The sequence below is a fragment of the Streptomyces sp. NPDC053755 genome, from assembly GCF_040677675.1.
In the GTDB taxonomy this organism is placed as follows: domain Bacteria; phylum Actinomycetota; class Actinomycetes; order Streptomycetales; family Streptomycetaceae; genus Streptomyces.
Window position 1 is genome coordinate 94,343 of sequence record NZ_JBFASK010000003.1, and the last position, 19,596, is coordinate 113,938.

19 protein-coding genes are annotated in these 19,596 nt (G+C 72.3%); 15 read left to right on the forward strand and 4 right to left on the reverse strand.

The features are described from left to right. Positions 1-178 precede the first annotated feature (178 nt). The 3 genes from AB0K65_RS05060 to AB0K65_RS05070 form a co-directional block, all read right to left on the reverse strand. Positions 179-1,057: a TIGR04222 domain-containing membrane protein gene (locus tag AB0K65_RS05060; protein ID WP_365714331.1), complete on the reverse strand. Its 879-nt coding sequence runs from the start codon at positions 1,055-1,057 to the stop codon at positions 179-181. After that, complete coding sequence (locus AB0K65_RS05065) at positions 1,039-3,048, reverse strand: serine/threonine-protein kinase (RefSeq protein WP_365714332.1); 2,010 nt, start codon at positions 3,046-3,048, stop codon at positions 1,039-1,041. The genes AB0K65_RS05060 and AB0K65_RS05065 overlap by 19 nt, the downstream gene beginning before the upstream one ends. A gap of 135 nt (positions 3,049-3,183) precedes the next feature. Next, a complete protein-coding gene (locus AB0K65_RS05070) occupies positions 3,184-4,521 on the reverse strand; it encodes a M14 family metallopeptidase (protein ID WP_365714333.1) in 1,338 nt (445 codons plus the stop codon). A 120-nt stretch (positions 4,522-4,641) separates the two neighbouring features. Between AB0K65_RS05070 and AB0K65_RS05075 the strand changes: the two genes are divergently transcribed. Further along, the gene (locus AB0K65_RS05075) at positions 4,642-6,012 is read left to right on the forward strand and encodes a serine/threonine-protein kinase (protein WP_365714334.1); all 1,371 of its coding nucleotides are present in this window, start codon (positions 4,642-4,644) and stop codon (positions 6,010-6,012) included. Positions 6,013-6,153: 141 nt separating this feature from the next. On the opposite strand, the gene AB0K65_RS05080 is transcribed toward AB0K65_RS05075, so the two are convergent. Further along, positions 6,154-7,863 carry a glycosyl hydrolase family 18 protein gene (locus AB0K65_RS05080; protein WP_365714335.1) on the reverse strand — a complete coding sequence of 570 codons (1,710 nt, stop codon included), beginning with the start codon at positions 7,861-7,863 and terminating at the stop codon, positions 6,154-6,156. Positions 7,864-8,219: 356 nt separating this feature from the next. Between AB0K65_RS05080 and AB0K65_RS05085 the strand changes: the two genes are divergently transcribed. The 14 genes from AB0K65_RS05085 to AB0K65_RS05150 all read left to right on the forward strand — a co-directional run bounded on the left by AB0K65_RS05085 (position 8,220) and on the right by AB0K65_RS05150 (position 19,595). After that, positions 8,220-9,074, forward strand: a complete 855-nt coding sequence (locus AB0K65_RS05085; protein ID WP_365714522.1) for a hypothetical protein — start codon at positions 8,220-8,222, stop codon at positions 9,072-9,074. Between the two features lie 81 nt (positions 9,075-9,155). After that, positions 9,156-9,863, forward strand: a complete 708-nt coding sequence (gene cpaB, locus AB0K65_RS05090) for a Flp pilus assembly protein CpaB (protein WP_365714336.1) — start codon at positions 9,156-9,158, stop codon at positions 9,861-9,863. Positions 9,864-9,870: 7 nt separating this feature from the next. Beyond that, the gene (locus AB0K65_RS05095; protein ID WP_365714337.1) at positions 9,871-11,184 is read left to right on the forward strand and encodes a P-loop NTPase; all 1,314 of its coding nucleotides are present in this window, start codon (positions 9,871-9,873) and stop codon (positions 11,182-11,184) included. A 57-nt stretch (positions 11,185-11,241) separates the two neighbouring features. Then, the gene (locus tag AB0K65_RS05100) at positions 11,242-11,562 is read left to right on the forward strand and encodes a pilus assembly protein (protein ID WP_365714523.1); all 321 of its coding nucleotides are present in this window, start codon (positions 11,242-11,244) and stop codon (positions 11,560-11,562) included. Positions 11,563-11,738: 176 nt separating this feature from the next. Then, on the forward strand, positions 11,739-12,197 hold the full coding sequence (locus tag AB0K65_RS05105; protein ID WP_365714338.1) for a TadE family protein: 459 nt from the start codon (positions 11,739-11,741) through the stop codon (positions 12,195-12,197). Next, positions 12,194-13,534 (forward strand): CpaF family protein, encoded by a 1,341-nt coding sequence (locus AB0K65_RS05110; RefSeq protein ID WP_365714339.1) that lies wholly within the window; start codon positions 12,194-12,196, stop codon positions 13,532-13,534. The genes AB0K65_RS05105 and AB0K65_RS05110 overlap by 4 nt, the downstream gene beginning before the upstream one ends. Before the next feature lie 15 nt (positions 13,535-13,549). Next, a complete protein-coding gene (locus AB0K65_RS05115; RefSeq protein WP_365714340.1) occupies positions 13,550-14,488 on the forward strand; it encodes a type II secretion system F family protein in 939 nt (312 codons plus the stop codon). A 17-nt stretch (positions 14,489-14,505) separates the two neighbouring features. Further along, entirely contained in the window at positions 14,506-15,393 is an 888-nt protein-coding gene (locus AB0K65_RS05120) for a DUF5936 domain-containing protein (RefSeq protein WP_365714341.1), read from the forward strand. A 7-nt stretch (positions 15,394-15,400) separates the two neighbouring features. Beyond that, complete coding sequence (locus AB0K65_RS05125; RefSeq protein WP_365714342.1) at positions 15,401-16,669, forward strand: histidine kinase; 1,269 nt, start codon at positions 15,401-15,403, stop codon at positions 16,667-16,669. After that, positions 16,666-17,376 (forward strand): response regulator transcription factor, encoded by a 711-nt coding sequence (locus tag AB0K65_RS05130; RefSeq protein WP_365714343.1) that lies wholly within the window; start codon positions 16,666-16,668, stop codon positions 17,374-17,376. Before AB0K65_RS05125 ends, AB0K65_RS05130 begins: the two co-directional genes overlap by 4 nt. 153 nt (positions 17,377-17,529) lie before the next feature. Continuing rightward, a complete protein-coding gene (locus tag AB0K65_RS05135; protein WP_365714524.1) occupies positions 17,530-17,712 on the forward strand; it encodes a Flp family type IVb pilin in 183 nt (60 codons plus the stop codon). Positions 17,713-17,765: 53 nt separating this feature from the next. Continuing rightward, a complete protein-coding gene (locus AB0K65_RS05140; protein ID WP_365714344.1) occupies positions 17,766-18,365 on the forward strand; it encodes a pilus assembly protein TadG-related protein in 600 nt (199 codons plus the stop codon). Positions 18,366-18,387: 22 nt separating this feature from the next. Beyond that, the gene (locus AB0K65_RS05145) at positions 18,388-18,969 is read left to right on the forward strand and encodes a hypothetical protein (protein WP_365714345.1); all 582 of its coding nucleotides are present in this window, start codon (positions 18,388-18,390) and stop codon (positions 18,967-18,969) included. 14 nt (positions 18,970-18,983) lie between these two features. Beyond that, the gene (locus tag AB0K65_RS05150; RefSeq protein ID WP_365714346.1) at positions 18,984-19,595 is read left to right on the forward strand and encodes an OmpA family protein; all 612 of its coding nucleotides are present in this window, start codon (positions 18,984-18,986) and stop codon (positions 19,593-19,595) included. Position 19,596 lies beyond the last annotated feature (1 nt).

A 19,596-nucleotide genomic window follows, 5' to 3' on the forward strand; every position in this document is an offset into this window, starting at 1 on the left:
TGCCGGTTCCGGGGTAGGCGAGTGATTCTGCGGCACGACGGGGGCCTTGCCGCAAGACCCCCCGTGCGCTATACGTTGAGAGTGGCGAGGAGTACGGGCACTCCCGTATCCCCTTCGCGGCCCCGGATCGCAGGCGCTCCCGCCCTCTCCGCGCGGCCCTCGACCGCCGCCCCCCTGCTCAGCCGCCGCAGCCGCCTCCGCACCCTCCGCCGCAGCCGCTCCCCCCGGACGACGCTCCCGCGCGGGCCTTCCTGATCGCCCGGCGCAGGCCCTTGTCCCGTATCCCGCCCGTGCCGAACAGCGCCACGCCGATCCCCTCCCGGTCGACGTGTCCGTGGTCGTCACCGCAGGCGGGTGCCTCGGCCCAGCCGGACCCGGCGAGGTGACGGTGCGTCTCACGCAGCCGCCCCAGGGCCGCGACGCCCGCGGGGGTCAGCCGGCCCGCCGGGGTGAGCCGCCCGAACGGCGCCAGGAAGAGACCCGTGACCAGCAGGGCGACCGCGAGCAGCGACGCCGGGTTCCACCAGGCGGCCCCGCCCTCCCCGTCGGAGGCGGACATCCCGACGAACGCCGACCCGACGCAGACGGCGGTGTGCAGCATCCAGGCCGACCGCCAGGTGCGCAGGGGAGCGAGCGGCCGGAGCAGCCCTTCCTCCACCAGTGCCGCGTCCAGCGCCTTCACGGCCGCCGAGGCGGCCAGTCGCTCGTGCAGCCGGCTCGACGGCACCCCGCCCTCGGCCGACTTCCTCTCCGCCGCGAAGGCGTCCCGCACCGACCGCCGCAGCGGATCGGAGCCGTACGCCCGGCTCTCGCCGGCCCGCGCCTTCCTCCCCGACAGCACGAGGAGGCCGGCGGTGTGCATCCCGAAGAGCACCGTGTCCGCGACCCGCGTCGGACCGCCGGCGAGCAGCGCGATCCGCGCCGGGTCGACCGGGTCCGGGCCCGGGGCCGGTGCCACCGGCGCACGCCGCCCGGCGCTTCTCGTCCGCACCAGCGTCGCCAGGGACGCTCCGCCCGCCAGGACCGGCACCAGCACGGTCAGACCGCTGTCGTACACAGCACGTTCCTTCCCCCGTCGACCTCGTACGTCCAGTAGACGTCCCGGTCGTGGCCGTCGCGTGAGCAGTAGCCGGCCGGGTAGGACGCCTGCGCCTTGTGGTAGCCGGTGATCTGCAGGATCGCGTTGTAGCCCTTGGGCACCTTGTCCGCGTCGCAGTTCCACAGGTTCATGGGACGGGACGTGGTGATGGTGGTGCCGCTGCGCTTGGCGACGAAGCACTGGCCCTTGCGGTACTGCCGCTCCACGCAGAGCGTGGTGGAGAAGCCGGCCCGCGAGCCGGAGTGGTACCAGTAGCTGCGGCCGGTGCCGGTCGGGCAGTCGGCGAAGTCGATGCCCCCGGTCGCCGAGGTGACCCGCAGGAAGGCGTTGGCGGCCGAACAGGCCACCGTCTGCGGGACGCTCGTCGACCAGGAGTCGTAGCCGTCGTCGTACGCGGTGAGACAGTCGCCGGTGTCGACGGCCCGGAAGGCGCGGTCCTCGGCGTCCGGCGTCGGTGAAGGAGCCGCGGTGGAGCCGTAGGCGGAGGTGGAGCCGGAGCGTGGCGAGTTCGCACCGCTGCCCACCGACCTCGTGTCGTCGGTGTTCGCCTGGTAGACGAAGAACGCGATGACGGCGAGGACGACGAGCCCGAACCATCCGCCTCCGCCGCCCCCGCCGCCTCCGCCGTCGCCCGCAGGAGCGGAATTCGGCGCGGGGGTCGGTACCGGCGTCGTACGGGCGGGGGGAGGCGTCCCGGCCGGTGGCGTGCTCGCCGGCCCGGAGCGGGCAGGGGGCGGTGCCGCCGCGCGTGGACGGGCCGGCGCCGCCGCGGGGCCGGCCCCCGCGACCCTGGCGTTCCCCGCCGCCCCCGCGTTCCCCGCGACCCTGGCGTTCCCCGCGGCCCCGGCGTCCCCGGCCCTCCGGAGCGCCTCCTCCTGGGCGGCGAGGGCCGCCGCCATGGACCGCCGCGCGTCCCGCGCCCGGTCGGCCCGGCGCGCCCGCTCCTCGGGGAGCACCCGGGTCGGACCGGGCGGCGGGACCGCGCTCGTCCGCTCGTCGGCGGCGGGCGCGGGGGCCTTACCGCCGCCCGCCGTCAGGAAGGCGCGCCCTTGGCTCTCGTACGCACCGATCAGCTCCGTCCAGCGGGGCGGCAGCCAGCGGCTTCCGGCGGGGGAGCGGGCAGAGTTCGGCAGACCGGCGATCGCGGAGGTGAACTGGTCCAGGACCTCGGCCGGTTCAGGGCGCGCATCCGGCTCCACCGCCAGGCAGGGACGGATCAGCGGCGCCAGCTCCTTGGGCAGTCCGCCGAGGTCGAGGTCGCCGCGCTGCACCCGGGCCAGCAGCCGCAGGGTGTCCCCGTCCACCGGATACGGCGGCCGGCCCACGGCGAGGTGGAAGAGGGTCGCGCCGAGGGAGTAGACGTCGGCGGCGGCCGTGGACTCCTCGCCCCGCGCCTGTTCGGGGGAGGTGAACGCTATGGTCCCGAGGGTGAGCTGGGTCCGCGTGAGGTCGCTGGCGTGCGAGATCCCGAAGTCGATGAGCCGCGGGCCGGTGAGCGGGAGCAGGATGTTCTGCGGTTTCACGTCCCGGTGGACGATCCCCATCCGGTGCAGCGTGACCAGTGCCTCGGCCGTCCCGGCCGCCACCCAGCGCACGGCCGACGCCTGAAGCACGCCCTTCGAGCGCACGAGTTCGGAGAGCGAGGGGGCGGCGATGTACTCGATCGCCATCCAGGGGCGCTCGGCGGTGGCGTCCGCGTCGAGGACCCGGGCGGTGTGCGCGCTGGTGACCCGCTGGGCGACCGCGACCTCCCGCGCGAAGCGGCGGCGGTCGGTCTCACCGACGACGCCCTCGGCGAGCAGGGTCTTCACGGCGACGAGCCGCCCGTCCCCGGTGCGGCCGAGATAGACCCGGCCCATGCCGCCCGTACCGAGTCTGCCGAGCAGCCGGTACCGCCCGAGCCGCCGCGGATCGTCCCCGCGCAGCTCCTCCAGGCGTGCCCCCGTCATGCCGTACCTCCCCCTGGTACCGGTCCCCCTCCACAGTGGCACGCCGCAGGCGCGTCGGCCATGGGTCTCCCCGTCCCGGACGCATCCGGGACAGGGAGTTCACGGAACCGATGTCGACGGGGACCCGTCGGCCCGTCAGGCCGTGCAGTACTGCGCGGCCTTGCCGATCGAGCGGTACATGCAGTCGGCGTTCTCCAGGAGCTGGAGGACGGCGTCCCGGTTGCGGCTCGTCTCGCGCTCGATCACCTCGTCGGGCGGGTAGAAACCGCCGTCCCAGGACGAGGCGGGATACATCTCGAAGGTGTAGCCGAAGATCTTCTGCGAACCCCAGAGGTAGTCGTCGATCGACCCGTCCGTGATGTAGAGGTCGCTGGACTGCTCCGCCGTGTAGCCGTTGCTCGCGGCCATCTTCCGTCCGACGGCGGCGAACGCGTCCCGGTCGTCCTGGGTCATGCCCGGGGCGGTGTCGGCGTTGGTCCAGCCGAACGGCCAGAGCACCAGCTCGCTGTACGTGTGGAAGTCGACGCCGGCCTTGATCTGCTGCTTGCCGCCCACCACCCGGGAGCGCACGAAGTCGGCGACGACCTTCACCTCGGGTGCGGACTCGGGGGCGGCGCCCCGGTAGGTCTCGGAGCTCTTGGAGCCGGAGGAGCCGCCGCAGCAGCCCCACTTGTAGTCCCAGTTCCGGTTCATGTCCGTGCCGACGTAGCTGGAGCCGCTGTTGGGCTGCCGGTTCTTGCGCCAGCTGCGGTAGGAGCCGGAGGCGATGTCGTACTCCCCGCCGTCCGGGTTGAGGTCCGGCACGATCCAGATCTCGCGGCCGTCGACGGCCTTGGTGACCCGGGAGTCCGTGCCGTAGCCGGCGCCGAGCTCGCGCAGGAGGTAGAGCGCCATCTCGACCGTGAGGTGCTCACGTGCGTGCTGGTGGTGGGTGAAGAGGACCTCGGGCTCGGCCTCGTCGGTGCCCACGTTGTCGCTGATCTTGACGGCGATGATGTCCCGGCCCTGGTACGTCTTCCCGATGACCCGCTTGCTCATGATGTTCGGGTACTGGGCGAGACGCTGGTTGATCTCCGCGTTCATCTCGGCGTAGTTGTGGTACCTCGAGTCGGCGGAGGGGAAGTCGAGCGGCCGGATGCCGAGCCCCTCGACGGACCGGTCGGGCGGTCCGGGCAGGGGCGCCACCTTGTAGCCGAGGGCCTTGACCCTCTTCAGCTGCTCGGTGTCGGCACTGATCACGACCGAACGGGCGTCGACCTCGTCCACCGACACTCCGGTGGCGGCGAGGGCCGTGCGGGCGGCGGGGGTCGCGGGGCCGGTGACCTCGTACTGGCGGATCACTTCCTCGGTGGCGGCGGTCGGCGCCGGGCCGGCCCCGGCGGGGGTCGCGCTGACGGAGAGCGGCGCCGCCACGGCGAGCGCCAGCAGGGCCGCGAGTGTGGCGGTCCTTCCTCCGCGGATGCGAAGTCGCATGCTGTCTCCTGGGTGGGGAGTGTGGGGGTGTGCGACAGAAATCGGTGCGGGTGTCCGGGGCACATCGTGAAGCCATGACATGGACCGGTCAAGACGTGGTGTTCGGCCATACTGTCCCCCGTGGGGACGCTGATCGGTACGTACGAGGTCGAGCACAAGCTAGGCGAAGGCGGCATGGGCACCGTGTATTTGGCGCGCTCGCGCGGCGGACGCGCGGTGGCCGTCAAGGTGGCGCGGCCGGAACTCGCCGCGGATCCGGGCTTCCGTGCCCGCTTCCGCGCCGAGGTCGCCGCCGCACGGCGGGTCGGCGGCTTCCACACCGCCCAGGTGGTGGACGCCGATCCGGACGCCGACGCGCCCTGGCTGGCCACGGCCTACATCCCCGGGCCCACCCTCGCGGGGCTCGTCGCGGCCGAGGGCGCCCTGCCCGAACCGCGGCTGCGCGCCCTCGGTGCCGCGCTCGCCGAGGCCCTGGAGGCCATCCACGGCTGCGGGCTCGTCCACCGCGACCTCAAGCCCGGCAACATCGTGATGGCCTCGGACGGCCCGCGCGTCCTCGACTTCGGGATCGCCCGCGCCGTCGAGTCGACCCGGCTCACCGCCACCGGGACGGCTTTCGGGACACCCGGCTACCTCGCTCCCGAGCAGGCTCTGGGCGAGGAGGTGACCGGCGCCGCCGACGTCTTCGCGCTCGGCGCCGTCCTGGTGGCGGCGGCGGGCGGCCGCGCCTTCGGCGGCGGCACCCCGATGGGGCTGATGTACCGCTCCGTCCACGAACCGGCCGACCTGGCGACGGTCCCCGCCGGGCTGCGCGACCTGGTGGAGTCGTGTCTGGCCAAGGACCCGGTCGCCCGCCCGACGCCGGGCGGGATCCTCGACGCGCTGACCGCTCCGGCACCGGCGGTGCCCCCGCCGACGCCGACGGTGGTCGCGGCCCCTCTCGTCCCCGCCGACGTCCAGGACGCGGTACCGCCGCATGCGCTTCCTACCCGGGGCGCGGTATCGCCGCATGCGCTTCCTACCCGGGGCGCGGTATCGCCGCATGCGCTTCCGACCCAGGGTGCCGGCGGCGGGTGGGGCGGGGGTGGCCCGCGGGACGCCGTGCCCGGTCCCGTACCCGCCCGGCCCGTCGGGCCGCCGGGAGCCCCCGCCCCGACCCGGAGCTCGGCCCCCGCTCCGGTCGCGTCCCCGCCGCCGATGCCCTCCGGCCCGCCGGACGGGCCCGTGCTCGTCGCCGCCGACGGGGAGTGCGGGGTCGTCGCCGACGCAGGGGGGATCGCCTTCGAGTTGTTCGGCGAGGAGGCGGAGTTCGGCTGGGACGAGATCGGCTCCGTCGCGTACGAGACCGCGCGGCGGGACCGGCGGCTGCGCGTCGTCGTCACGCTCCGGGACGGCAGCTCGTACGACTGCGAGGTCAACGGCCGCGCGGCCCTGGTGGCCGGGTGGACCACCCAGCTGGACCTCGTACTCGACCGCTACCTGTCGGAGTGAACGCACGCAGCGCCGCCGGGGAAGCGGCGGCGCTGCGGGTTCCTCCGGGGGACCACGGAGGGGTCACCCGGGCGGTACCTCCGGAGGTGGTGACACCGGAAGTGGTTCACCCGGAGGCGTTCCTCGGGGGAGCGAGGAGCGTCACGGCAGGTTGTGGACGTGCGGGCCGACGGCGTTCGACCAGGCGTTCCCGGCCGTCGCGTCCCAGTTGGTCGACCAGGTCATCGCGCCCCGCAGGGCCGGCCAGGTCTGGGCGGGCTTGAACGTGCCGCAGCCGGTGCCGCGGGTCAGGCAGTCCAGCGCGTTCTTCACGATGGACGGGTCGACGTAGCCGCTGCCGGCGCCACGGGTCGAGGCGGGCACCCCGAGGCCGACCTGGGAGGCGTCCAGACCGCCCTGGAGCTGGATGCAGGCGAGCGCGGTGAGGAAGTCGACCGAGCCCTGGCTGTACACCTTGCCGTCGCACCCCAGCATCGAACCGCTGTTGTAGTACTGCATGTTCACCACCGTGAGGATGTCCTTCACGGCGAGCGCGGTCTTGAAGTACTCGGTGCCGGTGTTCTGCATGTCGATGGTCTGCGGAGCCATCGTCAGCACCATCGACGAGCCGGCCTTGGCGGACAGCTGGCGCAGGGCCTTCGTCAGGTACGTCGAGTTGATGCCGTGCTCCAGGTCGATGTCGACCCCGTTGAAGCCGTACTCCTGCATCAGGGCGTACGCGCTGTTCGCGAAGGCGGTCGCGGAGGCGTCACTGTTGATGGTGACGTTCCCCTTCTCGCCGCCGACCGAGATGATGACCGACTTGCCGGCGGCCTTCTTGGCGGCGATGTCGGCCTTGAAGTCGGCGACGGAGGCGTAGCCCACGGCCGGGTCGAGGTTGAAGACGATCTGGCCGGGCGTGGTGGTCGAGTCGGCGAAGGAGACGGCGATGATGTCGTACTGCGCCTGCACGTCCCGCAGCTTCTGCACGGTCGCGCCGTTGTTGAAGTTCTGCCAGTAGCCCGTCAGGGCGTGCTTGGGCACGGCCGGCCCGGGGCCCGGGTCGGTGGTCCCGCTCGTCCGGGCGGTCACCGTGGCCGACTTGGCCGACTCGCCCGCGGAGTTCGTGGCCGAGACCTGGAACTGGTACGAGGTGTTCGCGGTGAGACCGGTGACGGTCGCCGACGTCCCGCCGACCGACAGGACCTTGGTGCCGCCGCGGTAGACGTTGTAGCCGGTGGCCCCGGAGACCGCGTTCCAGTTCAGGGCGACGGAGGACGAGGTGACCGCGCCGGCGGCGAGGCCCGCGGGGGCGGCCGGGACGACGGGGTCGGGATCGGTGCCGCCGCCCCCGTCGGGGCCGAAGACGCTCACGTCGTCGACCTGGTAGGCGGCCGTGCCGTACCAGCCGTGGGTGTAGATCTGCACGGAGGTGGTGCTCGCGCCGGTGGTGAACGTGGTCGTCAGCTGCTTCCACGAAGCGCTGTCGGGGGTCCAGGTGGAGACGTCCGTGGTGCCGGTGCCGGCCGCGCCCAGGTAGGCGTAGCCGCCCCGCACCCAGGCGCTCAGCGTGTAGGTCGCGTTCGGCTTCACGGTCACGGTCTGGGTGCACTTGGCGTTGTCGAGGCCGGCGGGGGTGGCCTGGAGGGCCCCGGCTCCGGTGCGCACGGGGGAGGAGACGGCCGCGCCGCTGCCCGCGGAACAGGCCCAGTTGGTCAGCCCGGCCTCGAAGCCCGCGTTCTTGGCGACGTTGACGTCCGCGGCCTGGGCGGTGCCGGCGCCGCCGACGAGGACGAGCCCGGAGCCCACGGCGAGCGCGAGCGCTCCGCCGAGTGCTCTGCGTCGGTACGAGCGTGTGGTGGTGCGGTCCACTAGCTGCCTCCGGTCGGGGAGTGGGAGGTGGAGGTACGGAACGGTGGCCACCGCTGAGGGAACAAGTTGGTCCAGACCAATTGAGTTGTCAAGACCTCTGACGGGGCGGGTAGTTGGGCGCATGGGTCCAGGGGCCTACGCCGGGGCCGCATCCGGACCCGGAGGCGGGCCCACGCCGGACCCGGAGGCGGGCCCACGCCGGACCCACCGCGGACCCATCCCAAGGCCCGGGAAATCCCCTGCCGCTTGGCGGATTGTGTGTTCACCAGCCCGGGAGTCGTGGATAAAGTGCAGAGGCATCCGCGCTGAGCAGTGACGCGGTGAACGCAGTGAGTGACGTGGACGGGGAGCTCGACGTGCCGACAGCGATCGCGGTCACCAGCGCCGATCTGGTGCTGTCACCGACCGACCCCCGGACACCCGCCGCCGCCGTCCTGCCCGCCCCCGAGACCCAGCCGCTCGCCTCCGCCGTCGCCGAACTCCAGCTCCTCGTCGACCGGTACGGGTACGTCGTCGTGCTCTGCCCCTCCTCCGTGCCGGCCGCGACCGGGCGACGGCTGCACGCGATCCGGGCCCTCCTGGAGAGCGACCGCATCGCCCTCGTGAAGACCGACCTGCCACCCCTCGGCACCGCCGTCCTCGCGCGCCAGCTGCGCCAGCTCTCCGTCTGCGACTTCAGCCCCGGAGTCGTCGCCTCCGCGGCCCGGCTGCTCGCCCACTACATCTACGCCGGCGCCGTCCTCGGCTCCGTCGCCAAGCTCGACCGCGTGCCGGTCAGCCTCAAGTCCCACGTCAAGGGGTGGATGCCGGGCGCGCAGTTCGCGGTGCTCGCCGGGCCGGTGCCCCGGCTCGACAGGATCGCCCCCGACGTACCACCGCCCCCGGGGCCCGAGTTCGTCACCGAACTGGTCGTGGCCCGGGGACAGCTCCAGAGCGACTGGCCGACCGCCGCCCTCGTACCGCGATGGCAGGTGCGGGGCGTCCAGGAGGCACCGCTCCCCGCCGAATCGCCCCGCTGGTGGGGCACCGGCCGGCTCGTGGAGTTCGCCGCCTACCTGCCCGACCTGCCGGTCCTGCACCACCTCGTCGCCTCCGTGCGGCGCGAGACCTGCCACTGGTGCGCGATGGAGTTCATCGGGGACCGCTGCGGCTTCTGTGCCGCCCCGCTGCCCGGCGCCGAGCACCACGCCCGCGCGGCCCGGGTCCCCTGACGCGTCCCGCGTCCGCCGCCCCCGCCCGCCCTACGGTCCCTGTCCGCCGAGTCACATGTCACCGATCGAGGTTGTACGGCAATGAACTCCCGCCAGCGCCGTGGCGTCATCATCCTCCTGCTGTCCGTCCTGTGCGCCCTGGGGGCGTTCGCCGGCGTCCTCTCGGTGATAGGCGACGTGAACTCCAAGGTCGGACCCGAGGTGACCGCGTACCGCGTCAAGAAGGACGTGGCGCCCTACACGCCGCTCGCGCCCGGCCACTTCCAGAAGATCTCCATGCCCAAGCGGTGGCTTTCGGCCAATGCCGTCACCGACCTCTCCCGCATCGAGGGCAGGATCGCCGTGACCGGGCTCAAGGCCGGCTCGCTCCTCCAGAGCGACATGATCGTCGAGCGCCCCGCACTCCAGCCCGGCCAGCAGGAGATCGCCATCATGATCGACGCCGCCACCGGAGTGGCCGGCAAGATCACCCCCGGCGCCACGGTCAACATCTACGCCACGTTCGCCGGCGAACGCGGCGGACAGCCCGCCCAGTCCAAGGTCATCGTCAGCAACGCCCGGGTCATCGACGTCGGCGCACTCACCCCGATCGACGCCGGCCGCGACGAACGCGCCGACCGCGCCACCGAGGCCGTGCCCATCACCTTCGCCCTGAGCACCCTCGACACCCAGCGCGTCGCCTACGCGGAGTCCTTCGCCGAGCACGTACGCCTCGCCCTGGTCGCGCCCGGCGGCGAACCCCCCGTCAAGCCCGGCGACCGCACCTACACGCTCGACAAGGACAAGTGAGGCCGGTATGACCACCAGGATCCTGCCGGCCGTCGGCGACCCCGACGCGGCCCGGTCCGTCATCACGCTGCTCAGCCAGCTGCCCGACGCCGAGCCGGCCGCGCCCGTGGGCGACTCCACCCACCTCCTCGACACCCTCGCCCGGCTCGCCGCCGAATCCCTCGACGAGCTGCCCGAAGTCGTCCTGGTGCACGAACGCATCGGTCCCGCCCCCGCCCTGGAACTCATCCGCGAGGTCGCGCTCCGCTTCCCCGCCGTCGGCGTCGTCCTCATCACCGCCGACGCGAGCCCCGTGCTCTTCTCGGCCGCCATGGACTCCGGCGCCCGCGGCCTGGTCACCCTCCCCCTCGGGTACGAAGAACTGGCCAGCCGGGTCCACGCCGCCGCCCAGTGGTCCGTCGGCGTCCGGCGCCACCTGGGCGCGGGACCCGATGTGTTCGCCGGGCCCGGCGGCACGGTCGTCACCGTCAGCGGCGCCAAGGGCGGGGTCGGCACCACGGTGACGGCCGTCCAGCTGGCCCTCGCCTCCCGCGCCTCCGGCCGCAGCGTCGCCCTGGTCGACATGGACCTCCAGGGCGGTGACATCGGCTCCTACCTCGACGTGCAGTTCCGCCGCTCCCTCGCCGACCTCGCGGCCGTCGACGACATCTCGCCCCGCGTCCTCCAGGACGCGGTCTACACCCACGAGACGGGCGTCGCGCTGCTCCTCGCCCCCGCCGAGGGGGAACGCGGCGAAGAGGTCGCCGACCGGTCCGCCCGCCAGATCATCGGCGCCCTCCGCTCCCGTTACGAGGTCGTGGTCGTCGACTGCGGCACCTATCTCACGGGGGCCGGCGCCGTGGCCGTGGAGATGGCGGACGCCGCCGTCCTCGTCACCACCCCGGACGTGGTCGCGGTGCGGGCGGCGAAGCGGATCGTACGGATGTGGGACCGGCTCCAGATCCGCAAGGCGGAGGAGAGCACCCTCCTCGTGAACCGCTACACCCGCTCCACCGAGATCCAGCCGGCCCTCATCCAGAAGATCACCGGCACCCGGATGGCCGGGGTCGTCGTCCCCGCCCACTTCAAGGAGCTCCAGGGCGTCGTCGACGCGGGCCGCCTCCACGAACTCGACGCCCGCTCGACGGTGAAGCAGGCGCTGTGGTCGCTGGCCGGGGAGCTGGGTCTGGTGGCGGCGCCCGAGCAGGGCGGCGGCACGGGGAGCGGTACGGGGGCGGGGAAGCAGCTCGCACGGGTGGCGCGCGGCAGCGACCGGGCCGCGGGCCGGGCCGGGGACCGGGGGCCGACGGGCCTGCGGCGCGGCCGCGGGAAGGGGCGCTGAGCCGTGCCGAGGTCGTACCGGGACGACCGGGGGCAGGTGGCTGTCGAGTTCCTCGGCATGGTCCCGCTGATCCTGCTCACGCTGGTGCTGCTGTGGCAGTGCGTCCTGGTCGGCTACACCTTCACGCTCGCCGGGAACGCCGCCGACGAGGCGGCCCGGGAGGCGGCCGTGGGCGGTGACTGCCAGGGGGCCGCGATGCGGCACCTGGACGGGGCCTGGGCGGGCGGCGCGTCCGTCAGCTGCCCGCTGGAGTCGGGCGGCATGGTCCACGCGGAGGTCGGACTGCGCGTGCCGGTGCTGTTCCCCGGGGCGATCAGCTTCCCCTTCACGGTGCGCGGCGAGGCCGGAGCCGTACGGGAAGAGAGGGACGGGTCATGAGCGGTGCGGACGGAGGCGGCGGGAACCGGGCGCGGGGCGGGGGCCGGGGCGTGCGCGGGGATCGGGGCCGGGGCTCGCATCAGGAACGGGGGCCGGAGCTGGGCCAGAGGCCGGAGCTGGGCCGGGGCCGAGACCAGGGGCCGGAGCTGGGCCAGAGGCCGGAGCTGGGCCGGGGCGTGCGCCGGGGACGAGACCAGGGGCCGGTCGAGGAGACGGCCCAGGAGACGGACCAGGGGCCGGTCCAGGGCCACGGAAAGCTCCCGTACGGGCAGCGGGACCGGGGCCAGGTCGCCGTCGAGTATCTCGGCTTCCTCCCCATCCTGCTCCTCGTCGCGCTCGCCGGAATCCAGCTCGGCATCGCCGCGTACGCCGCCCAGCAGGCGGGGACGGGGGCCCGGGCCGCCGCCCGCGCGGCCTCGCACGACGACACCGCCCTCGACCCGGAAGCGGCCGGCGCGGCGGCGATGAGCGACTGGATCGCCGAGCGCAGCGACGTCTCCGCACCGGAGGGGTCCGACCAGGTCACGGCGACGGTGACCGTACGCATCCCGTCGGTCGTGCCCTTCTGGGACTTCGGGAACGTCACGAAGACCGCGACCCTGCCGATGTCCGCGTCCGAGGAGGACGACTCATGAGCCTGCGGGCCCGCATCAGCACCCCCGAGGACAACGGCGCGGGACCGAGGGAGGACGGCCACCTCGTCGCCTCCTTCCGCGCCAAGCTCCTGGAGGAGATCGACCTCACCGAGATGTCCGCGCTCGCCGCCGCCGAGCGCCGGGCCCGCCTGGAGCGCGTCCTCGGGCACATCATCAGCCGCGAGGGACCGGTCCTCTCCACCGCCGAACGCGCCCAGCTGATCCGCCGCGTCGTCGACGAAGCCCTCGGCCTCGGCGTCCTCGAACCGCTCCTCGAAGACGCGTCCATCACCGAGATCATGGTCAACGGGCCCGACCAGATCTTCGTCGAGCGCGCCGGCCGGGTCGAACTCCTCCCCCTGCGCTTCGCCTCCCACGAACAGCTGATGCAGACCATCGAGCGCATCGTCTCCACCGTCAACCGGCGGGTCGACGAGTCGAACCCGATGGTCGACGCCCGCCTGCCGTCCGGCGAGCGCGTCAACGTGATCATCCCGCCGCTGTCGCTGACCGGGGCGACCCTGACGATCCGCCGCTTCCCCCGCGCGTACACCCTCACGGAGATGATCGGCCTCGGCTCGCTCGACGAGCACATGCTGCTGCTGCTCGCCGGTCTGGTGCAGGCGAAGTTCAACATCATCGTCTCCGGAGCGACCGGCACCGGGAAGACCACCCTTCTCAACGCCCTCTCGGGACTCATCCCCGACGGCGAACGCGTCATCACCATCGAGGACTCGGCCGAGCTCCAGCTCCAGCAGTCCCACGTCATCCGGCTGGAGAGCCGCCCCCCGAACATCGAGGGCCGCGGCCAGGTCAGCATCCGCGACCTCGTCCGCAACTCCCTGCGCATGCGCCCGGACCGCATCATCGTCGGCGAGGTCCGGGGCGGCGAGACGCTCGACATGCTCCAGGCGATGTCCACCGGCCACGACGGCTCACTCGCCACCGTCCACGCCAACTCCGCCGAGGACGCCCTCATGCGGCTCCAGACCCTCGCCTCCATGTCGGAGGTGAAGGTCCCCTTCGAGGCGCTCCGGGACCAGATCAACAGCGCCGTCGACGTCCTGGTGCAGCTCACCCGCCACGCGGACGGCACCCGCCGGATCACCGAGATCGCCATCCTGGCCTCCCACGGACGCGAACGCTTCACCCTCGCCACCGTCTGCCGCTTCCGCGCCCGGCCGCTCGCGGCCGACGGGCGGGTGCACGGCGAGTTCACCTACCACCCCCTGCCGCGCCGGGTCGCCGAACGGCTCTACCTCGCCGGCCAGCCCATCCCGCAGGCCTACGGCGTGGCCGCGTCGGACGAGCAGCTCGCGACCCGGGAAGCGAAGTAGGAGAGGCGACGAACGATGAATCCGACCCTGCTGACGATCGGCGTCGCGGTGCTCTGCTGCGTCCTCGGCGTGATCGGCACGCAGCTGTACGCGAGCGGGGCCGCCCAGCGGGCCGCCCTGGTCGCCCGGCTCTCCCAGACCGGCGAACCGGAGCGGACCGGCCGCCGCAGGCGCCGCTTCCGGGCCCTCGACCGGCGCCTGCGCCGCACCCGCTTCGGACGCGGCCTCGACCTGCGGATCTCGGCCACCGGCCTCGACCTGACCCCCGGCGAGTTCGTCGCCGCCATGGCGGCGACCGTGACCGTGCTGTGGATCGCCGGACAGTCCCTGCTGTCCCCGTTCTTCGGACCGATCTGCGGCTTCCTCGGCGTGTGGGTCGCCCTGGGCTTCCTCGGCTGGCAGCGGCAGAAGCGCATCGAGAAGTTCATCAACCAGCTCCCCGAACTCTCCCGCATCCTCGCCAACGCCACCGAGGCCGGACTCGCCCTGCGGATGGCGCTCAGCATGGCCGCCGACGAGATGGAGGCACCGGCGGGCGACGAACTGGAGAAGGTCGCCCAGCAGCTGGCCGTCGGCACCTCCGTCGACGACGCCCTCGGAGAACTCGCCGAACGGCTGCCCTCCCGCGAGCTCGTCGTCCTCGTCACCACCCTCGTCCTCGCCAACAAGGCCGGCGGCACCGTCGTCGCCTCGCTGCGCAACCTCACCGAGACCCTGGAAGAGCGCAAGGAGACCCGGCGCGAGGTCCGTACCCAGCTGTCACAGGTCAGCATGACCGCCTACGCCGTACCGGTCATCGGCATCGGCTCCCTGCTCCTGATCGACAACATGCAGCCGGGCGCGCTCGACCGGATGACCGGCTCCGGCCTCGGCCAGTTCGCCGTCGTCCTCGCCTTCGGCCTGTACGTCCTCGGCTTCGCCGTCATCCGCCGCTTCTCGAAGATCGACGTCTGAGGGGCTGGAGACACGTCATGGACCTGCTGCTCGCCCTCGCCGCCGGCCTCTCCGTCGCCGGAATCCTCTACGGCATCCGCCTCTACCGCGCCGACGCCCGGCTCCCCGACGACCTCCGGCTCGCCCTGGAGGTCGGCTCCACCCGCACCGGAGCCGTGGACTCCGTCGTGGACCGGCTCGGCATGCGCTACTCCCCGGCCGTCCTGCGCCTGATGGGACCCAAACGCGTCAACCAGGTCCGGCGCCGGATCGACCTGGCGGGCAACCCCGGCGGCCTCACCATCGACCGGTACGGTGCCAGGCGCGCCGTCTACGGCTTCCTCGGCGGTCTCGGGGGCCTGGTCATGCTCTCCAACGGAGACGTCCTCGTCGCCCTGCTCCTCTTCGCGTTCGGCGTCTTCTGGACCGAGGTCGGCATCTGGTCGGCCATCCGCATCCGCAAGGACCAGATCGAGCGGACCCTGCCCGACTTCCTCGACGTCCTCGCCGTCGTCGTGAGCGCCGGCCTCGGCTTCCGGCAGGCGCTCGACCGGGTGGCGGACAAGTACGAAGGCCCGTGGGCGGACGAACTGCGCATCACCCTGCGCCAGATGGACATGGGCGTCAGCCGCCGCCAGGCCTTCGACGAACTGCGCCGCCGCAACGACTCGGAGCAGGTCGCCCAGTTCGTCACCGCGCTCCAGCAGGGCGAGGAACTGGGCGCGCCCATCGTCGACACCCTGATCCAGATCGCCAACGACATGCGCAGGACCGACGCCCAGAACGCCCGGAGGAAGGCGGCCAAGGCGGTCCCCAAGGCGACCATGGTGATCACGACCCTGATGGTTCCGGCGACGATGATCCTGCTGGGGGCGGGCCTGTTCCTCGGGACGGGCACCGACTTCGGCTCGGTCACGGGGGAGTGAGGCGGCGATGTCTCCCGGTGGCGCCGAAGGCGCTCCGGCCGGCGCCGCGGGCCTCCAGGCGAACGCCCTCCAGGCCCTCTGCCGCCAGGTCTTCGGCTTCCGGCTGGCGATGATCGCCCTGGCGACCCCGGCCGCCCTCCTCAACGCCGCTCCCGGGCTCGCCCAGAAACTCGTCGGAGCCGCCGTCCTGGTGACGTTCATGGTCTCGTACGTGCTGTTCAGGGACTGGGAGCGGTTCGGCCCTCTGCTCCTCGCCCACCCTGCCCTCCTGGCGGCGGACACCCTCTTCGGCGCGCTGCTCCTCGTCACGGCCGGCCCCCAGAGCACTCTCGGCTACGTCAGCGTCTGCACCCCGCTGCTCGCCGGACTCGTCTACGGCTGGCGCGGAGCCGCCTTCTTCGCCTGCCTCCAGTCACTGATCCTGTTCGCGATCCACGCCGCCGACCCCCGGCACCTGGACACCTCCCTCGGCGAGGCGACGCTCCTGCCGGGGCTCTGCGTCATCACCGGCGCGTGGGGCGTCACCCTCCGGAACCTGCTGCTTCGCTTCGGCTCGGCCACCCAGGCCCTCACCGAGGCCCGGACCCGTCTCGCCGCCGCCCAGGCGGTGGAGGAGGAACGAGCCCGGCTCGCCCGCGACATGCACGACTCCGTCGCCAAGACCCTGCACGGCCTGGCGCTCGCGGCCGACGGCCTGGCGGCGACGGATGACCCGCGGGCCGTCCGGTCCCAGGCCCCCCTGGTCGCCCGCGCGGCGCGCCGCGCGGCCGCCGAGTCACGCGACCTCCTGGCCGACCTGCGCAGACAGTCCTACGGAGGCGGGCCGAACGGCGGAGCCGGCGTGGACGTCGCGGCGGAACTGCGCCACCGGGTGCGCGACTTCGCCCGGCGCTCGGGCATCGAGGCGGCCTTCCGGGGCGTCGGTGAGGGCGCGGTACCGCCGGTGCCGTACGCCGTGGCCCGACAGCTCCTCACGATCGCGTCGGAGGCGATGGAGAACGCCGAGCGCCACGCCCGTCCGACCCGCGTGGACGTCTCGGCCGGGGTCGTCGCGGGCCTGCTCCGCATCAGCGTGCGGGACGACGGCCCCGGCCTCCCGCCGGGCACGACCCTGGACGACCTGCGCCGGACGGGTCACTTCGGCCTGGTGGGGATGGTCGAACGGGCGGCCGGCGTCGGCGCCCGGATCAGGATCGGCAAGGGCGGCGCGGCGACGGGCACGGAGGTGCGCCTGGAGCTTCCGGTCGGTCTTCCGGTCGGGGGCGCGACGCGATGACACTGACGGTACTGGTGGCCGACGACAACCCGGTCGTGCGCGCGGGACTGACCTCCCTGCTGTCCTGCCGCCCCGGCCTCCAGGTGGTGGCCGAGGCCCCGGACGGCCGCGCCGCCGTGGAGGCGACGGAACGCCACCGCCCGGACGTGGTCCTCCTCGACGTCCGCATGCCGGGCATGGACGGTCTCGCCGCCCTGCCCTACCTGACGCGCCTGGCCCCCGTCCTGATGCTGACGTACAGCGGCGAGAGCGCGGTGGTCCGGGAGGCCCTGAGGCTGGGGGCGGGGGGCTATCTGGTGCACGGCGAGTTCACGGTGGAGGAACTGGTGACGGCGGTCCGGGACGTGAAGGACGGCCGGGCCCACTTCACGCCGACGGCGGCGAACGCGGTGCTGGGGGTGGTGCGGGACATGGATGCGGGTGCGACTGCACATGCTGGGGCGCGGGTAAGAACCCCGTGGCAGTCACAATTTGGCGATTTCCCTTCGCAGGTGCAACGCGATGTGTCATGCTTCGGACTGAGTCGGAGGGAGGGGGAGGTGATGGACTTGATCGCGTCGGGCATGAACAACCGCCAGATCGCCGACACCTGCTTCATCAGCGAGAAGACGGTGAAGAACCACATCAACCGCATCTTCGCCAAGCTCCGCAGCACGACGAGAAGCGAGGCGATAGCCGCCTGGCTCGGCACCAGGACCACCTCATGACCTGGGCCCGCCTTTGGGCCCCCGGACCCTGTGCGGGTCACGACCCGGTCGCGTACGGTGAGCGGGGCGGAATCGGCGCGGTGATGTACGGATCCGGAGGGGACCACCATGAGCGACGTCATGCTGAAGGCCGTGACGAAGGCCAAGGTGCACATGGGGACTTGGACGCGAGAGGCGTCGAAGGACCGGGGGCAGACGGCGGTGGAGTACCTGGGGATCATCGTGGTGGTGGTGGCGATCGTGATCGCGATCACCGGCACGGACATCGGCCAGTCCATCAAGAATGCGATCAGCACCAAGATCGCCAGTCTGACCGGCGGCGGCGGGGGCGAGTGACAGGTCGCCACCAAGGCGACTCTGGGCAGGCCTTCCCCATCTACATCACGGTGGTGGCGGGCCTGCTCTTCCTTGCGTTCGCGTACTTCGCGGTGGGACAGGCGGCTGCGACGCGCAATGGAGCGCAGACCGCAGCAGACGCCGCGGCGTTGGCCGCGGCGCAGGATGCGAGGGATCAGCTACGGGACGGGTGGCTCGCGGTGATCCTGCATCCTGATCAGTGGCATGACTTTGTGGAAGGCAGGCGCTTCGGAACGAACGCGGCTTGTCGGCGCGCCGAGCTTTTCTCGGCCAAGAATGACGCTCGGCTCTCCGGTGAGGGTTGTGTGCGCCTCGATGGCATGCGGGACGGGTTCCGCGTGACCGTCACGACGGTCGGAACCGTCGGGGATTCGGTTATTCCGGGTACCGGGGAGCAACATGCCACGGCTACGGCAACCGCCGTGATCGAGCCCCTCTGTACGTTCGAGGCGCCCGAACCCACCGCCGCACCAACACCCACGCCCCCACCCCCTCCCGGACCGACACATGAACCCGAGCCGAACCCGCCGATACTGGGCCTCTCGTGTAACGAAGTGCCGTGGGAGATCGACCCTGAAGACCCCAAGCTTCCGAGCGTTGCCGATCTTTTCAGTGTTCGACTCGCCGACTGACAAAAAGAAGGAATCTCGTCTCATGAGTGTTCGGTACGCGGCGACGGCCCGCAGAGGGCTGGTCGCGGTCGTCATCGCGACTGGTCTGGTCATCGGTGCTGCCGGCTGCGGCAGCGGTGAAGAGCCTCAGAAGCAGAAGCCGCCAGCCGGCACTCCATCGCCTGATGCAACTGGTGCGAACAAAGGACCTCAGACCGAGGAGCCGAGCAACACATTGGCTGTTCTCAAAGGGCAGGAAGGGCTCGAGCTCACCGTTCAATCGGCAGAACGGGATGGCGGCGGCTTCCTGACCGTCAGTGGAAGATTGGCCAATACATCTGACGCGACACGCATCATCCCCGCCCAACTCGCCGGTAACGAGACGGAGATCGTCAAGCACGGCAGTTCGTTGGGAGGCGCGACCCTTGTGGATCCCGAGGGAAAGAAGCGCTATTACGTCTTGCGTGACACGGACGGTCGACCGCTGACCACCTCAGGGCTTTCGAACCTCGGCCCGGGGCGTTCGACGCAGGTCTTCATGCAGTTTCCCGCCCCGCCCGCCAGTACCACCGAGGTGACGTTCCAACTGCCCACCTTCCGCCCCGGCACCATCAAACTCTCCTGACGGACGCCGCTGCCATGACGAATCCCCGCCGCCTCGCCGCCCCCCTCGCCGCCGCCACCCTTCTGCTGGTCCTTCTCCCCGGCGCCCCCGCCCTCGCCGACGATCCGCCGAACTCGACGTCCAGCGCCTCCCCGCAGCCCCCGATCGACGCGAACTCGCCCGAGCTGATGCTTCCCGACGGGGCCACCCTCGCGCCCGCCAAGGTGCTCGACATCAAGCAGATCGTCGAGGAGGAGGGCGGCGAGCAGCGGCGGGAGGACACCAATGTGGACGTCACCTTCGCGCTGCAGGCGGAGGTGCTCTTCGGCAAGGACAGTGCCAAGCTCAGCAGCGCCGCCAGTGCGCGGATCGCCGCCATCGCCGCCGAGATCAACAAGCAGGACTCCCGCAAGGTCCGCGTCTTCGGGTTCACCGACAACCTCGGTACGTACGAGCACGGGGTGAAGCTCTCCAAGGAGCGGGCGAACGCCGTGCAGCAGGAGCTGGCCAAGAGCCTGGACCCGGGGATGACGTTCGACATCCGCGGATACAGCGAGGACTACCCCATTGCCGACAACAGCACCGAGGAAGGCCGCACCAAGAACCGCCGCGTCGAGATCTCCTTCCCCCGCACGACCGGAGGCTGAC

Coding starts and splice junctions, on each gene's coding strand:
- AB0K65_RS05145 (WP_365714345.1), top strand. CDS start 18,388: ATGAGTGTTCGGTACGCGGCGACGGCCCGCAGAGGGCTGGTCGCGGTC.
- AB0K65_RS05130 (WP_365714343.1), top strand. CDS start 16,666: ATGACACTGACGGTACTGGTGGCCGACGACAACCCGGTCGTGCGCGCG.
- AB0K65_RS05120 (WP_365714341.1), top strand. CDS start 14,506: ATGGACCTGCTGCTCGCCCTCGCCGCCGGCCTCTCCGTCGCCGGAATC.
- AB0K65_RS05100 (WP_365714523.1), top strand. CDS start 11,242: ATGGTCCCGCTGATCCTGCTCACGCTGGTGCTGCTGTGGCAGTGCGTC.
- AB0K65_RS05135 (WP_365714524.1), top strand. CDS start 17,530: ATGGGGACTTGGACGCGAGAGGCGTCGAAGGACCGGGGGCAGACGGCG.
- AB0K65_RS05110 (WP_365714339.1), top strand. CDS start 12,194: ATGAGCCTGCGGGCCCGCATCAGCACCCCCGAGGACAACGGCGCGGGA.
- AB0K65_RS05125 (WP_365714342.1), top strand. CDS start 15,401: ATGTCTCCCGGTGGCGCCGAAGGCGCTCCGGCCGGCGCCGCGGGCCTC.
- AB0K65_RS05070 (WP_365714333.1), bottom strand. CDS start 4,521: ATGCGACTTCGCATCCGCGGAGGAAGGACCGCCACACTCGCGGCCCTG.
- AB0K65_RS05150 (WP_365714346.1), top strand. CDS start 18,984: ATGACGAATCCCCGCCGCCTCGCCGCCCCCCTCGCCGCCGCCACCCTT.
- AB0K65_RS05115 (WP_365714340.1), top strand. CDS start 13,550: ATGAATCCGACCCTGCTGACGATCGGCGTCGCGGTGCTCTGCTGCGTC.
- cpaB (WP_365714336.1), top strand. CDS start 9,156: ATGAACTCCCGCCAGCGCCGTGGCGTCATCATCCTCCTGCTGTCCGTC.
- AB0K65_RS05065 (WP_365714332.1), bottom strand. CDS start 3,048: ATGACGGGGGCACGCCTGGAGGAGCTGCGCGGGGACGATCCGCGGCGG.
- AB0K65_RS05095 (WP_365714337.1), top strand. CDS start 9,871: ATGACCACCAGGATCCTGCCGGCCGTCGGCGACCCCGACGCGGCCCGG.